Source organism: Runella defluvii (assembly GCF_014195535.1).
GTDB classification, from domain to species: Bacteria; Bacteroidota; Bacteroidia; order Cytophagales; family Spirosomataceae; genus Runella; species Runella defluvii.
The window spans coordinates 1-16,505 of sequence record NZ_JACIBY010000033.1 but is presented as its reverse complement, the minus strand read 5'-3'; the positions used below and the strand labels follow the sequence as shown (position 1 = coordinate 16,505).

Sequence of the window (16,505 nt, the reverse complement as noted above, 5' to 3'; positions counted from 1 at the left end):
ACCTATAATAAAAAGTCTTGAAGTTGAGCAAATATTAATTGAGGTCAAGCAAATCTTAATTGTAACCCACAACACAAGACCAATCGGTATTATGTTTTAGTCATTGCAATGGCCGCTCAGTACCCTAACCAACCGACAGTCTAAAAAAGGCATTCAGTATCACATTACCCAATGCCTTTTTTTAACCTATTTTCAACGTTTAACCTTTTTTGAACAACAACATAAATTTCAAACACCATGGCAAACAAAAATGAAGCTTTTAACAAGGAAGTCGGCTACATGACGCTGTTTCCCAACACTGAGTTTAACAATGTTACCGAGGCATACAGCACCTTTGGGGCAGGGGCTTATTTTCAATATTTGATGGAGAAAGCAAAGCCATTAACGCCTGCAAATGAGGATTTCTCACTCTTAAAACGCAGACCAGATTTAGCAACGCTCACGCTGACACAAGATAATTGTGACCAAGATGTGCCTTATCTCTCTATTGTGAATGATAGATTAAACAGCCTTAATAAAAAGTATGAATATGGGCACTATATCAATCGCCATTCAAATTTGGAAAAACTTAATGTTTGCCTAAAAACCTTTGGCAGTTCCCTATCCGAATTTGTCAGCCTTTTTGGAGATGAATCAACACTTGCGCAAGGAGAATTTTGTGCTTTTATAGGCTTGGAATCAACTTACAATGATAAACTTAGCCCTAAAGAATTGTGTCAGATAGCAAATATAGACCAAGACAAACTCTATCAATTGATTTATAATGGCTTAGATGAAAATGACGATGTGGAGCTACTGAAGTTATACATCAATAAAGATTCAACAAAGCCTCAAAAATTATCCAAAGAAGATGGCAAGCTTGTTTTCATACAACAATCGGATGTACAAAAAAATCAGCTTTATAGATTTTTAGATTTGGCGTACATGACGAGTTGGTCTTTTGAGGACTTATACGCAGTATTGGCCTATCTAAATAATCCAAGCTTGGATTATGAAAGCGATTATCATTCCAGTTTTAGAGCCGTGGGGCAGCTGAATTATTTATCTCGAAAATGGGGAATGCAACCCAAAAACTTAGTAGAATCAATAAGGTCGGGAAATCTCATTGAGATAGCTGCCAAATTAAGCGTTTCACCATTATTTCTTGATATACAAGGCTTGGAAGGAGAGGTTGTCCTTTTTAAAGCGCAAAAAAATAAAGAGTTATTAGAAACACTACAGGTGAGCCTTACAGATTATTGGAGCACTTTACTTACAGCAAAATTGAAAATAGAAGATGGAAAATTAATTTCATTTCTGATTGACCTAAACAAAAAGTTAAACGATACGAAAGCCAAGTATACCCTCCCTACTGAAGTTACAGAAATAGATGCCATTTTGTTAAAACAATGGATAGAAGAATTTGCTGCTTTTGCAGGGCTGCACAGCGTTGATTTAATTAATCTGATAAATGGCTTGGAGGATAAAAAAATGACCAAAGATTTATTAGACGATGATTTATTATATGTTACTCATGATAAAACTAAGGAAAAAAAACTTAAAACTCAGAAAAAAATAAAGGAAGGCGCAAAATACATTGCTGTGAGCGATTTTTTTCATGCCATTATTCCTTACGCCTTATTAGTAGATAAGCTACAGATAGACGATGCAGGAATAGAATATCTTGCAAAGTATATCTTGCCAAAAGATGGAAATGGTAATTTAGAAGTAATGACTGATGAAATAGCGGAAAATGTTCTACAATTTGCCACTATTTATAATCCTTTGACTACTGCACTTAAAAGCGATTTTAGAATGGAGTGGGTAAACACAAGCCAAACTAAAAATAACAACGGATTAATCGTTTTTAATGAAAAACTATTGAATGTTTTTGAATTGCCAAAAGAAGTATTAGAAAATGGAAAAGAGTTCCAAAACAACAAATTTGCCACAGAAAGTTTCGGATATATTAGCCGATTGCTTCAAATTGAGCGATTGGCAAAAAAAATCAACCTGACATATCTCGAACTGCAAGATATTTTTTTAACAACAGTTCGAAGAGATGGGGGGTATTCTGACTGGTTTACAAAATTAAAACAAGAGAAAAAAACGCCTATTTTCTCAACCTTTCGACAACACTGGGGAACGCTATTAGAGCGGGAAAGAGACACTTTAACAGGTCATCATTTATGTAATATTGCGAAGCAGTATGAAGGCATAGATACTGTTGACCATTTATCCGACTACCTACTCATAGACGTAGAAATGTCGGGTAAAATGGACATCACGCCTTTGCGTGAAGCAACCGATGCCGTACAGACCTTTTTGATGCGCTGCAAAAACGGCTTAGAAAAATTAGACGAAGCAGGTAAAGCTGCACTCGCTGCGATTACGCCTAATGAATGGCTTTGTCTATCTTCTTTCCGTATCTGGCAAGCAGAAGAAATCCTCAAAGTTTTTCCTGAAAATTATCTGCAAGCGGAAGCCCGCAGCACGGCAACTGACTTGTTCAAAAAAACAATAGATGCCCTACGCTCTAATGAACTAACCAAAGAAGATGCTAAAAATGCAGTCTTGAATTACTTAGATGAATGGGTTGATTTGATGAATACCCCGATTGTAGAGGTGGAAAAATGTATAACTTATTCTCCGCACTTCGACGGTAAAAGAGTGATTACAACCTTTTTGATATCCAAATCGGTGACCAAAGAGAATAGTTTTTATTTCTGCTATCAAGATAACAATGAAGATAAAATTCATTGGACGCAATGGAAAGAAATCCCAGTACAAATCAATGCTAAAGAAGGCATCAAGGCTTATTACTGTTGGAATCGCTGGCATATTTTCTGGAATGAATTCAGTTCAATTACAGAGACAGATGATAACAATAAAAAAATAAAAAAATACGCTGTATCTGTAAAATACATCTATCAGAATATTGATGATTCTTGGTCAAGTACCAAAACGCTTACCAATATTACGAACAGTACTGAGGAGTTTATGGAGCATTGGTCATGGGTTATACCTAACAAGGGTAGTGATTCTCAGGTGGAGAAGCGTAGGATATATAATTGGAATACTTCAGATAGAATAGACACTCAGCTCTACCTATCATTAGGAGCCATTAAAGAATACTTTTCTTATGATTGTAAGATAGGTAGTGATTTGAAAATATGTTGGGAGAACAAAATAAACACTCCGATCAATGAAGGCGCCTGTACAAAGTATCTACCCACAAATTATATTGCGGATACCCTTAAAGACACCATGATGGGTTTGCGCTTCGAAGGTCATGCAAATGGGCTTGCGGTTATGGAAAAAACACCTTCAAATACAATTACTGATGATGACGTAAAAGCCAGTTTTAATCTTTACTACCGTGAGCTATTTTTCCATCTGCCGATGGCAGTAGCCGAGTTATTCGTTCATGATTTGCAATTTGATGAAGCCAAAAAATGGTATCATTATGTCTTTAATCCAATAGGTATCAATGAGGAAAAGAAGGAGGACGTTTGGAAGTTTTCGCCTTTTAAGAAATACAGTTCAGGTAAAAAAATAGATTATTCCTTCGACCCTGACATACTGGCAACCGCAGATTTTTCTATCTACAAACGCTGGACTGTGATGCGCTATATCAATTGTATGATTGAACAAGGCGACAACGAATTTAGAAAAAGCACCTGGGAAGGCTTGAGTGCTGCCCTGCAATGCTATTTTGAGGCAGAAGATCTGCTGGGTCAAGAGCCTGTAGTAAAAGATCGAATGGCTGAATTGACCAAAGACAATCATTCGAGAACTTACGACAAAGCCAAATTTGAAATACCCACAAACCCAAAACCACAAGAACTGTGGACACGGTTGCAAGACCGCCTCTATAAACTCCGCAATGGCTTCAATATCAATGGCGAACGCCAAATGCCTTCTACCTATGGCACGGCGATTGACCCTGCCCGTTTGTTGGTAGCGGCTCAAAATGGGGGCATCAATCCGTATAATACCAGCAATTTGACGCAAAACAGACCGCATTATCGTTTTAGGGATTTGATGCCACATACAGAGTCTATCATACATACAGTCGTGGAATTTGGCGGGCAATTGTACAATGCACTCAACCAAAAAGACCACGAGCAGCTTCAAATTCTGCAAGCCACGCACCAAGTCAATATGCAAAACCTGATTGAGCAAACCTATCTCTACCATATCGAAGAGGCAGAGAAAGAATTGCAAAATATGCAGAAAAATAAGGACAGTATGACCTTGCAACAGCAGCATTATGACGACTTAATAACAAAGGGGAATTTAATACAAGAAAATCAGGCTTTATTTGGGCTTGCCGAAGCACAATTGGCACAAAAGTTTGCAGCCGTTACCCGTTATGCCGCAGCCTTTTCACATCTTTTGCCCAATATTTTTGGTCTAGCAGATGGGGGGATGCAGTTTGGCTCGGCAATAGAATCAATGGCAACTACTTATAGTGAATTGGCACAAGTCGAACAAACGGGTGTGCAAATGCTTCAGATTACTGCTGAACATACTCGTCGAGAACAAGAATGGAATTTCCAAAAAGACTTGATAGCCAAAAACCTTGAACAAGTAGAGGTGAGTATAGAAACTGCCAAAATTCGCTTGAAATTGGCTCAAGAAGGGTATAAGCAGTATCAGTTGCAAAGCAAACAAGCCAATGAAGTGCTAACTTATCTCAATAACAAATTCACCAATGTTGAATTATACACTTGGATGAGCCAGCAAATGTCTTCTTTGTACTTCAGTGCTTACAATCTGGCATTGTCTGCACTGCACAGTTTGCAAGAAGCCTATCAATACGAATTAGATGAAAAAGACAATTTTATCCCTTCCAATACTTGGAACAGCCTTAAAAAAGGTTTGTTGGCGGGCGAAACCTTGAAATTGGCTTTGTTGCGGATGCACGATGCTTATCTCACTAAAAACAAACGCAGACAGGAAGTAGAACGCATTATTTCACTGAAAGACTTGATGAACAAGAAAGCTGCTGCCTCTTTTGATACAGAAATAGCAAAAAAAGAGCCCGCAGAATTAAAGTTTAATATTGATTTGGAAAGTCTTGGTAAAAAAGACGTTTCATCTATCGTCAAAATCAAATCCATTGCTGTTTCCATTCCTGCTGTCGTTGGTCCTTATGAAACTTTTGGGGCTGTGTTAAAACATACTCATACAAAAGAAGAAATTACTATTTCAAGAGGCATCGAAGACATGGGCGTTTTCATAGATGAAATGAATGATGGGCGTTATCTACCGTTTGAAGGTTTGAAAATAGAGAAAGGAAACACAGAAGAAGAGAAGCAAAAGAATGCTTGGACGCTAAAGTTTCCTGAAACGAAAGAAACGAAAGATAAAAACATTTCAGATGTGATCTTGAACATCAAGTTTACAGTAAAATAGGAACAAGATGCTTCAAAGCGACGAACTCATCATAGGCCAGGGGGCTACTATTGCCCCCTCCGCCCGGATCAGAGGCTTAAACGGCCCGGCAAAGCGCATTGTCATTGGGGATTACACCTACATTGGCGAGGATGTACAGATCATTTGCGATGAGTTCTCGATTGGCGATTACGGTAAAATACACCACCATACCAATATACATGGCTATTTGCCTTGCCACATCGGCCACAATGCCTGGATTGGGCAATATTGTATTTTGGACAGCATTGGCGGCCTAAGCATCGGGCACAATTGCGGTATCGGGGCTCAATCGCAGCTATGGAGCCATATCAAATACGGGGATACCCTGGAAGGCTGCCGCTTTTTGAGTGAGAAACCCCTGTCTATTGGTCAGGATGTGTATATCGGACCAGGTTGTATCGTATATCCCATCACAGCCCACGACAAGTCAATGGCGATGAGCGGCTCGGTCGTCACTAAGGATATGGCACCCAATACGGTGTATGCAGGTAATCCTGCAAAGTCCATTTCCGACCGTATTGGTCCGCAATTTGCACCAGTGACCATTGCCGAAAAAATGGATAAAATGCGTCAGTATCTTGCGGAATGCAATGCTGATATGCACCAGATTGTATTAGTAGAAACCGTAGAAGCCATTGAATGGAACGATCATCGCACCTATTTTGCCGTCCACGAACGACAATACAAAAAAACAGGACATCCCGCTGAGGTAAATCTGATGCGTTGGTTCCTGCCCGAAAAAGCCAAATTTGTGCCAGCTATGCGCCCAAAATCATCAATGATGCACCATTAGTGCGCCTTTAATTGGTGAGCTGAAAAACTTTCTGTAAATGATACCATTCAATAAGCCCTACCTTACGGGTAAAGAAACCCACTATATCGAAGAAGCCGCTCGTATGGGCAAATTATCTGGCAATGGGATGTTTACCCAAAAATGTCAGGCTTATTTTGAAAACAAATACGGATTTAAAAAAACGCTCTTGACGACCTCTTGCACCGATGCCCTGGAAATGTGCGCAATTTTGGCAGATATAAAAGCAGGCGACGAGGTTATCGTACCGAGTTATACTTTTGTCTCTACGGCAGTGGCCTTTGTAAGGCAGGGTGCCAAAATTATTTTTGCAGACTCATACAGTGACAACCCAAATATAAATGCGGATGCGGTTGAAAGCCTAATCACACCACGTACAAAAGCGATAGTACCCGTACACTACGCGGGGGTTGCCTGCGATATGGATAAAATTATGGCTTTGGCCGATAAATATAACCTTATCGTCATTGAAGACGCTGCACAGGCCATTGATAGCTATCATAAAGGTAAACCGTTAGGAACGATTGGGCATTTATCGGCATTTTCATTTCACGAAACAAAAAATATTAGCGCTGGCGAAGGCGGCTTATTGGGCATAAATGACGAGCGTTTTGTAGAACGGGCTGAGATTATTTGGGAAAAAGGCACGAATAGAGCCGAGTTTTTTAGAGGTGAAACCAATAAATATAATTGGGTGGATATCGGCTCCTCGTTTTTACCATCAGAAGTTACAGCTGCCTTTCTTTGGGCGCAATTGGAAAACATCGCCGCCATACAGGCCAAACGCTTTGCTTTATGGAATGTTTATTACAACGGGTTAAAAGATTTGGCAGCTAAAGGGCGGGTTAGATTGCCTCAAATTCCATATTTTGCAAGCAACAACGGTCATATTTTTTACATCACGCTTGAGAACCTAGAGGAGCGAGATAATCTGATTACGACTTTGAAAAACGCCAATATTCATGCAGTTTTTCACTACATCTCTTTACATTCAAGCCCTTTTTATATTAGCTACCATGATGGCCGTGCTTTACCTAATAGCGATTATTTTACAAATACCTTGGTACGCTTACCTTTATTTTTTGATTTAGAAATAGAAGATATTACTACTAAAATCTTACCAATAATCGGCCAACTGTATGCATAAGCCGCATATTTCAATCATTTCGCCTGTATTTGATGGAGAAAAATTAGTCCCCCTTTTGGTTGAACGCCTTGAGCGGAGCCTTCATACAATTACACATAATTATGAAATCATATTGGTAGAAGATGGTAGTACACCCGAGTCGTGGGAGGCCATCCAGGCTATTTGTAGTACGCATAAAAACGTAATTGGTATTGAGCTGAGTCGAAATTTTGGACAACATCACGCTATAAGTGCAGGCTTAGATTATTCAAAAGGTGATTGGGTGGTAGTGATGGATTGCGATTTGCAAGACCTCCCTGAGGAAATACCGAATTTATATAAAAAGGCGCAAGAAGGGTATGATATTGTTTTAGGGCGACGAATGAATCGTAAAGACACTTTCTTCAAAAAACTGCTTTCAAAAGTTTTTTTCAATATATTGAATTATTTAAGTGGATTAGAGTATGATAACGCGGTCGCCAATTTTGGTATTTACAACCGTAAAAGCATTGATGCTATCAATCAAATGCGCGAACCTATTCGCGCATTTCCCTTCATGGTGCAGTGGGTTGGGTTTCGCCAAACCAAAATTAACGTACAACACAACGAACGTGCGGTAGGCACTAGCTCCTATCATTTTTTCAAGTTAGTCAATTTGGCACTAAATACCATGTTGTCTTACTCCGATAAACCCCTACTATTGACCGTGCAATTCGGCGCTTCAATCGCTTTGTCCTCGTTTTTATATGCAATTCTGTTGTTATATCGGTATTTCGCAGGTAAAATACTTGTGCCAGGTTATGCAAGCCTTATTGTTTCCATCTGGTTTTTTAGCGGCTGTCTGATGATGACACTTGGCGTGGTCGGAATGTACGTCGGTAAAACCTTTGCTGCCACCAAACAACGCCCAATTTACATTGTACGCACACTTATCAATAGAACCAAAGCCGACACACGCTAACAACATCGTTCAAACGCATGAAAGAAATTGGAGCACGTTATAGCCTACTGCTGTTTATTGCGCTTCTCATTATGTTAGAAATAATCGTATATCGAGATTTTCTATTTGGTGATTACGTTTTTATATTTAAGGATATCGGTGAAGACTCTTACACCAGCGTCTATCCACAAATAACGCTACAAATGCGACAGTTGCTCGCAGGCGATTTACCGCAATGGAGCTTTTACAAAGGCATGGGAGGCAACACTTACTCGTTTTGGTTTGAACCAGTATCAGTGGGTGTATTATACTTTTTTTTCAGCAACAATATACCTGCGGGTATGATTTGGATTCAACTGGTGCATACGTTTTTGGCAGGCATCTTTTTTTATGGCTTCCTACGTAGTGGCAAGCTGCATTATATACCCACCATTGCTGGTGGTTTATTATATGCTTTTAGTAGTTATATGATTGCCAATGGAACATGGATTGTCAATATATTTCCCGCAGAAGTAAGTTATTTTGCGTTGTTATTGTTCGCTTTAGCGCAGTTTTTATCACATAGACGTTGGTATCTTTACCCCATTGCGGTCGGTTTTTTAGCTTTGCTACCCTCTTCTTCTTTTGATGTTTATTTTGCTGCCTGGCTTACTCTTATCTATATCGCTATACACGCTTGTCAACACCCTTTATTCGACCTTAAAGCGCGATTACAGCAAGTAGGTCAACTCGTTATATCGGGTAGTATCGGACTTGGCCTAGCGGCATTTATGCTGTTGAGTAATCTTGACACGATGCGAAACAGCCCGCGTGGAACTGGCGAAGTAGTCATTACTGGCTTGTTGAAAGACAAAACAGAACATATTGTTGATATAGCTATATTCAAAACGACTTTACTGCGTCTTTTTTCATCCAATATGGAAGGGTCGGCTATCAAATACGAGGGCTGGTACAATTACTTGGAAGCGCCAATGCTCTACTGTGGGTTGATTGTTTTACTCCTGTTGCCGCAGTTATTTCATTTTATTACAAGACGTGAACGTAATCTATACCGAGGGTTATTGCTTGCTTTTGCATTGATTGCACTGCTTCCCTCTTTGCGTGAGGCGATTTGGCTATTTATGGGGAACTACTACCGTACAATTGCCTTATTGATGACCATTATTTTTATCTACATGGCGATGCGTGCCTTAGACTTTATTTGCCAAGGGCAAAAGGTGCATTTAACCACGCTTGTTGCTTCATTAGGGATATATATCTTCATCATTGGGGGATTGACCCCAAGCGATACTACCTTAATTTCCCCGAGTATTCCACTGATTATAGCATTCATGGGCTTGCACGGGGCATTGTTATACGCTGTTTCAAAAAAATCAAACTACCATTTGTTTCCATATTTATTTTTGGGCCTTGTCAGTGTAGAAATTATCAGTTTTTCAGTGCCACTGCTCGGAGAGCGAAGTATCTGCTCCCGCAATGATGTGTATGGGAAAAAAGGCTATAATGATGCATCAACCGACGCTTTGGCCTATATTCGTAAGCATGAAAAAGACTTCTATCGGGTAGAAAAAGACTACCATTCGGGTATCAGTCACCATTTTAGCTACAACGATGCTCAAGTGCAAGAGTACCGTGGCACTCGCTGCTACAACTCTTTTAATAGTGCTAATTATGTACGTTTTCTAAAAAGTATTGGTGAAATAACTAGCGATAGCGAATTAGAGACACGCACCACCAATGGCTTGATAAATTCACCAATGGGCTTGCGTCTATGCGCTGTCAAATACATCTTATCTACTCATGACGAAGCGGCATATATCGCACAGGGTATGACCCTCGTCAATTCAATCAACGGCGTCAGGGTGTTAAAAATGAATAATAACCTACCTTTAGGAGTCACTTACGATCAATACATTACCGAAACACAATTCGCAAAACTTAGCAAAATACGGAAACAGCGTTCTCTCTTGCAGGCCGTCGTTGTTCCTGACGTGTGGTCTACAAATCTATCACCTACTATTGCTAATCAAGTCATCTCCGATACAACACATATTATCGAACAAGATACGGTAGCGCAATGGGTACGCCAACTCACCCAAGATACCCTTGCCATAACCGCTTTCAATCATAACCATATCGTCGGGCATATTACACTGACAAAACCCAAAATTCTTTTCCTTTCTATCCCTTGCGACAAAGGGTGGAAGATGCAGATAAACGGAAAAGCAACGCCCATCCAAAAGGTATTTAATGGCCTAATGGGGGTACAATTATCCGCAGGGACGCACCAAATAGATGTACAATTCAAAGCCCCTTATCAACGCATCGGAATAGTTGTCTCTATCATTAGTTTATGCCTGCTCATGACAATGATAGCGTGGAAGCCAGGGCTACATTACCGAAACTTAAATGAACTTTAAACACTTCTTCCCTTCGTTCAGAAACCGATTTCGGTTTGTTCGCAGTCAGGTGGCTGACCTAGCCCAAACGCACCCATTTGAACGAGGGCTTAGTCTCGGTACAGGCGAAGGCGATTTTGACTGCATGTTGGCCAGCTACTGCCGTAATCTCATTGCCTGCGATGTCAATGAGGCAGATATTCAGTATGCCACTCAATTGAATCAAGGAATAACCAACCTTCGCTATGAAATCAATAATGCCCAAGCACTCACCTATCCCGACAACCATTTTCAACTCATTGTATCTTGCGAAGTCATCGAGCACGTGAATCAACCCGACAAAATGGTGTCGGAAATTTACCGTGTACTGGCACCTGGCGGCTATGCTATTTTGACTTATCCCTGCCGAGAATTTCCGTGGAGTTACGACCCCGTAAACCGTATTTGGCAATTGTTGCGCAAACCTGGCAGTAAAGAAAACCTGATTTCACAAGGCGCTTATGCGTTTGGCCACAATTATCTTATTGGTTCTGCCGATTTTAAGACATGGGCGGCCAGTACTGGCTTAGAATTAATCACTTGTCGCCCCCTTAGCGGGTGGTTGGTTGGCCTATTAGAAATGTACTGGACTGGGTTGGCGCAATCAATATTAAAAAAAAATGCCCGTAATGTCACTACAGATACTAATGGTGTTTTAAAAGTACGGCCTACCGATACTAAAGAACCAGCTTTGGCGGCCATAACAGATGCACTGCTCTGGATTGATAGTTGGTGGTTTATTGTTTTTCAACGCAGTTTGGGAAAAGGCGTCGTGCTAAGGAAGCCCGCGAAATAAACGTAAAATATAATGACACGATACTTATCTTTTATCCTCAATGTACTGGTATTTGGTGTGGTGCTGGCCACTACCTCATTGACTTTTGAAACCAATGACGATGTAGTTTCTTTTTTTCAAACAAGTGGGTATCTGACAGGTCAACCTGACGGTCGTTTAATCTTTAGTCACCGTTGGGTAGGCGAGATATTGGCTTGGCTGTACGGCGCTTTGCCTGGGCCCAACTGGTATGTCTGGTATTTGTACGCAGCTCTTGTATTATCCAATGTATTAATTACAAAGCTTTTGATAGAAAACAATGCCCAGGCAGCCGTAATTTCTAAAGGAAAATATTGGAAACTACTCCCTCCCATAGCAATTTTGAGTGCTACCATAGTATGGAATCTACTGTTTTTTTGCACAGCACTACTTCGCCCACAATTCACAATAGCAGCTATGTGGCTTGGTGCTGCTGGATGGTTTTGGCTGTTTTGCAAGTTACCTTTTCGAGATGATTTAGAGAAGTCCTTAACAAAAAGTGTGATGAGTTGGTTACGGCAAGACAAAAGTCTGTTCAAACACTTTTTCATCGGAATAGGGGCACTATTAGTTTCTGGGTTGGTGCGTTGGCAAGCTTTTGTAGGTATCAGTATTTTGTTAGTTCCAGTTTTGGGATATTATATGAAGGCACCTATGCGAAGGTTTTGGTTTGGGTTTGCTGGAATCGTAGGTTTGCTTTTATACCTCAACGAACATCTAAACCAGCAAAACCAACCTTTAGAAACATCTATTGCTTATCAAATGGCTATTGATGCAGTGGTCAATGGCCCCAATAATTTGGACAGTATCACAATCAAGAATAAGCAATTTACAGCCAATGATTTGAATTTATTACAAGGATGGTTTTGGGTGGATAAAACAGTATTTTCGCCTAAAAAAATAATACACTTAAGCGAAGGCATTCGCCAATGGCGCACACCGAACCAAAGCCTGCATCATCTTATGTCCAGTGTATATTACAACTGGCCTCATGTTTTGGTATGGTTATTAGTTGGATTGGGATTATGGAAATACTCGGTAAAGTATCAACGAAAACAAGTTCTTTGGGTGGGATTGTGGTTATGCCTATTGTTGGGCGCTTTAGCAATGACTTCCCGAACGCCTTTTCATGTCCTTTTTCCTTTTGTAGCGTTACTGGCAGCAGCCGTAAGTATTGTACACAAAACCGATTGGACAAAGTTGCGTTGGCCATTAGTCATTTTATTAGGGACGTCACAGATGTATGCCTTGTACCACTGTCATCTAAAAAACAGTGCTTACACGGCTGCTTATCAACGAAACGTAACCCACTTAAAACAAAATTCTACGAAACTTTATGTTGTCAGGGGAGCTGCTTTCCCTTATGAGGGTTCGTTTTCATGGTGGTATAAACCTCAAGAACAGCTTCATAATCTCTTACCAACTGGTTATTTGATTCACACACCTTTATACAATGATATACTTCGACAGTGGAATATTGACAATTTGGCTCCTGCTCTACTTCAACGCAACGATATTCAATTAGTTGATGCTCCAATGGAGGCTTTACAACGGTTCTATTTGGAAAAATACCAGTTGAAAGTTGACTTGAACCTTAAAAAATAGACCACTTACTGCGACTGTATCAACCAAAAACAGATTTCTAAATTAGTGGTTTGTCCGTTCACTTAGCTTCTCCCGAAAGCCAGTAGGAAAAGCTTAATGGCAAGGGGCAACTCTGCCAGACGCACTTGCCCCCCTTCTTCCCTTGGGTACCCGCCCGACATCCCGAAAAAAAATTCAAAAACATCCTTCCTATTAACATTTTTTTTGACAAAAAAAATACCTGCTAGCAGGTATTTTTCATCCATTTTATTGCTATATGTTTGTAGCCATACTAACAGTTTTAGTTAATCAAGCGTACAGGTGATACATCAACCATTCAACATGAAAAAATTAATTACCTTGTCTATCGCTCTGCTGCTCAGTTATGTGGTACAAGCGCAATTTTACAACAATGGTGGAACATTAAGCATCAGCACGGGCGGAATACTGCACGTGAATAATGCCTTCACCAATAAAAGTGGGGGTAATTTGGTCAACAATGGTACACTCAACGTCAAGGGTAACCTGACCAATGAGCAAACCATGTCCAATCCTCACAATGGCACACTCCATTTGAGTGGTAGTAGTCCCCAAACCATCGGTGGCACGGCTGCTTTGCTTGTCAAAAATTTAACCTTCAACAACGCGGCAGGCATCTCGCTTTTAAAATCGCTCAAAGCCGATGGCGAAGTGCAGTTCCAAAGTGGTATTGTGGCGGCAAGCAGCAGTGCCGAACCTTTGGCCTTTACGAGCAATGGCTTGGTGAGTGCTACCAACGCCCCCAGCAACACCAGCCACGTGAACGGCTACGTGCTCAGAGAAGGCACGGGGGCCTTCGATTTTCCCGTAGGAGATGGCACCCGCTACCAGAAAGTCGGGACTAATCTGACAGCAAACGGCTCGGGCCTGTTGGCCAAATATAATGCCAGCGACGCTGGCACTGGTACTTTTGCCACCACGGGCGCAAGTGCAACGGCCTTGACCTCGTACAACACCCAAGAACACTGGGACATCAGCCCCCTCAGCACCGCCACGGGCGCTGTCACCATCCATTGGGACGATTACAAAACCCCAACTTTAACAGACGTTAGTTTAGTAAAAGTAGCGCATAAAAGCGGAGCAAATTGGCTCAACCAAGGCGGAACAGGCACAGGTACCACCAGTACAGGGAGTTTGACATCGAGCAGTGTCAGTACTTGGAGTCCTTTTACGCTGGGGCTGACAGCGGCAGCGCCTGGCTGCCCTAGCGGCAACACCCTCTACGTCAATGCCTCGGTATCGGGCGGTGCGGGCGACGGTAGCTCGTGGGCTAATGCCTACGCCAGCCTCAGCAATGCCTTGGCCGTGGCGCACGCTTGCAATATCATCAAAACCATCAAAGTAGCCCAAGGTACTTACAAACCTACCAGAAAGCCCTTTAACGCTGGCGTAGAAATGACCACCTCCAATAGCAGAGATATCACCTTCCACATCCCCGATGGGGTAACGATGGAAGGCGGCTACAATGCCACTACGGGTAGCCGAGATATTGCCGCCAATGTAACGACCCTGAGTGGCGACATCGGAACAGCCGACATTGCTACCGACAACGCCTACCACGTGGTGCTTGCTTCGGCAGCCAGCAGTGGTGGTGTAGGCGTGACGATTGATGGGTTTTCTATCACGGGAGGAAATGCGAGTGAGGGTAGTACTATTACAGTGAATGGGAATACGCTTTACAGATACATTGGCGGCGGGATTTACACCTTTTATGGCATGAACACACTAAGTAATAATACGCTGTATAGTAATTCTTCAGGTTATGCTGGGGCCGGAATCAGAATTGACTGGGGAAATAACACGCTGACCAATAATACACTTTATAACAATACCAGCCTTTATTCCAGTGGGATTTCTGTTAATAATAGCACCAATACTTTGACCAATAACACCTTACATAACAATACTGCAAGTGACCAAGGCGGCGGGATTTACAGCTCTCAAAGCACGAATACGCTGAGCAATAATACGCTGTATAACAATACGGCAACCAACAACGGCGGCGGGATTTACCTTTCAAATAGCACCAATACCCTGAGCAACAATATCTTTTGGGGAAACAAAAAAGGCAGCACACCAAGTGCCACCGTAGCAGGCGCAGATGTTTACACAGGCTCAAGCGATACCTTCAAAAACAACCTCTTGCAGTTGGCAGAGAGTAGCTATACGAGCGCCAATAATAATGCCCTTGGCGCAGGAGCAAGTGGGAATATTTTCAATCAAGACCCACTTTTTGTCAATGCCGCTTCGCCCGCAGGAGCCGATAGCAAACATCGCACCGCCGATGATGGATTGGCATTGCAAATCAGTAGCCCTGGTATCAATGCAGGAACTACTGGCACGGGCATCCCAACCACCGACATCACGGGTGCAGCAAGAGTTGGAAACCCTGACATGGGGGCTTACGAAGCCGTATGTACCACACCTACTTTTAGTGTAGGTACCCCCACCAACCCCACCACCTGCGGCGGCACCAACGGTAGCATTCCACTCACAGGCTTAGCCGCCAGCACAAGCTACTCGGTAAGCTACCAGAAAGACGGAAACTCTGCCGTAGTTAGTACCCTTATCAGCAATGCCTCGGGTGAGCTAACCATCGGCTCTTTGGGCGCAGGTAATTATACCAACATTACCATAACATCAGCAGGTTGCACCAGTGCTCCAGCCACGGCCAGCCTTGCCAATCCACCCTCGGCTATGGCCACTATTTCAGGCACAACCAACGTCTGCCAAAATGCCCCAAGTCCCCTTGTTACCTTCACGGGAAGCAATGGTACTGCTCCCTATACTTTCTCCTACCGTATCAACGGCGGCGCACAGCAGACCCTGACCACTACAGGTAGCTCAAGTACTGCTACTCTTTTGCAAACCACTATTACTGCGGGGGTATTTACCTATACCTTGGAATCCGTCAATGATGCCCAAAGCTGCGGACAAAACCAAACAGGAACGGCGACCCTAACCGTACAGGGTAAACCTACCATCAGCCTCAATGCGTTACAACAAACCCTCAATGAAGGCAACAACCCCGTTCTTTGCGATACCGACGCTGACCCTGTCAATACTTTACAGTTTAATGTTTCGGCTAATTGTGTTTCGGGTTCGCCCCTGTGGCGCAGCCAAGTCGGAAATGGCGCGTGGAGCGAATGGTCGGCGACAGCACCAACTACCCAATCTTCCAATAACCAACCCCATCGCTACCAAGCCGCTTGCGATGCCAACTGTCCTGTGACTTACTCCTCTCCCATTGAATTGACCATTAACTACCGTGCCGCTGCCCCTCAAAATGTCTCTTTAGTCGTGGACGGAGTCTCTATCGCAGCTGGTCAAAC

Annotated in this window: 9 protein-coding genes; 8 read left to right on the top strand and 1 reads right to left on the bottom strand. The window is 42.2% G+C overall.

What is annotated here, in order from left to right:
• Positions 1-237: 237 nt before the first annotated feature.
• From FHS57_RS31020 to FHS57_RS30990, 7 genes are read left to right on the top strand one after another with little or no spacing between them, the layout of a single operon-like run.
• Complete coding sequence (locus tag FHS57_RS31020) at positions 238-5,400, top strand: Tc toxin subunit A-related protein (protein ID WP_183980600.1); 5,163 nt, start codon at positions 238-240, stop codon at positions 5,398-5,400.
• Between the two features lie 7 nt (positions 5,401-5,407).
• Positions 5,408-6,214, top strand: a complete 807-nt coding sequence (locus tag FHS57_RS31015) for an acyltransferase (RefSeq protein WP_183980599.1) — start codon at positions 5,408-5,410, stop codon at positions 6,212-6,214.
• A gap of 37 nt (positions 6,215-6,251) precedes the next feature.
• Positions 6,252-7,379, top strand: a complete 1,128-nt coding sequence (gene rffA, locus FHS57_RS31010) for a dTDP-4-amino-4,6-dideoxygalactose transaminase (RefSeq protein WP_183980597.1) — start codon at positions 6,252-6,254, stop codon at positions 7,377-7,379.
• Positions 7,372-8,319 (top strand): glycosyltransferase family 2 protein, encoded by a 948-nt coding sequence (locus FHS57_RS31005; RefSeq protein ID WP_183980595.1) that lies wholly within the window; start codon positions 7,372-7,374, stop codon positions 8,317-8,319. Before rffA ends, FHS57_RS31005 begins: the two co-directional genes overlap by 8 nt.
• 17 nt (positions 8,320-8,336) lie before the next feature.
• The gene (locus FHS57_RS31000; RefSeq protein WP_183980593.1) at positions 8,337-10,718 is read left to right on the top strand and encodes a YfhO family protein; all 2,382 of its coding nucleotides are present in this window, start codon (positions 8,337-8,339) and stop codon (positions 10,716-10,718) included.
• Entirely contained in the window at positions 10,708-11,532 is an 825-nt protein-coding gene (locus tag FHS57_RS30995) for a class I SAM-dependent methyltransferase (protein WP_183980591.1), read from the top strand. Before FHS57_RS31000 ends, FHS57_RS30995 begins: the two co-directional genes overlap by 11 nt.
• 12 nt (positions 11,533-11,544) lie before the next feature.
• Positions 11,545-13,155, top strand: coding sequence for a hypothetical protein (locus FHS57_RS30990; RefSeq protein WP_183980589.1), 1,611 nt, complete (start codon positions 11,545-11,547; stop codon positions 13,153-13,155).
• 62 nt (positions 13,156-13,217) lie between these two features.
• On the opposite strand, the gene FHS57_RS30985 is transcribed toward FHS57_RS30990, so the two are convergent.
• Positions 13,218-13,400 (bottom strand): hypothetical protein, encoded by a 183-nt coding sequence (locus tag FHS57_RS30985; RefSeq protein WP_183980587.1) that lies wholly within the window; start codon positions 13,398-13,400, stop codon positions 13,218-13,220.
• A 76-nt stretch (positions 13,401-13,476) separates the two neighbouring features.
• On the opposite strand from FHS57_RS30985, the gene FHS57_RS30980 reads away from it, so the two are divergent.
• Positions 13,477-16,505, top strand: a 3,029-nt coding sequence (locus FHS57_RS30980) for a beta strand repeat-containing protein (RefSeq protein WP_183980585.1), incomplete at its 3' end; no start/stop codon positions are given.

Bases quoted from the DNA above. Each gene is read 5' to 3' on its own strand.
- FHS57_RS31020 (WP_183980600.1), top strand. From the start codon at position 238: ATGGCAAACAAAAATGAAGCTTTTAACAAGGAAGTCGGCTACATGACG.
- FHS57_RS31015 (WP_183980599.1), top strand. From the start codon at position 5,408: ATGCTTCAAAGCGACGAACTCATCATAGGCCAGGGGGCTACTATTGCC.
- rffA (WP_183980597.1), top strand. From the start codon at position 6,252: ATGATACCATTCAATAAGCCCTACCTTACGGGTAAAGAAACCCACTAT.
- FHS57_RS31005 (WP_183980595.1), top strand. From the start codon at position 7,372: ATGCATAAGCCGCATATTTCAATCATTTCGCCTGTATTTGATGGAGAA.
- FHS57_RS31000 (WP_183980593.1), top strand. From the start codon at position 8,337: ATGAAAGAAATTGGAGCACGTTATAGCCTACTGCTGTTTATTGCGCTT.
- FHS57_RS30995 (WP_183980591.1), top strand. From the start codon at position 10,708: ATGAACTTTAAACACTTCTTCCCTTCGTTCAGAAACCGATTTCGGTTT.
- FHS57_RS30990 (WP_183980589.1), top strand. From the start codon at position 11,545: ATGACACGATACTTATCTTTTATCCTCAATGTACTGGTATTTGGTGTG.
- FHS57_RS30985 (WP_183980587.1), bottom strand. From the start codon at position 13,400: ATGGATGAAAAATACCTGCTAGCAGGTATTTTTTTTGTCAAAAAAAAT.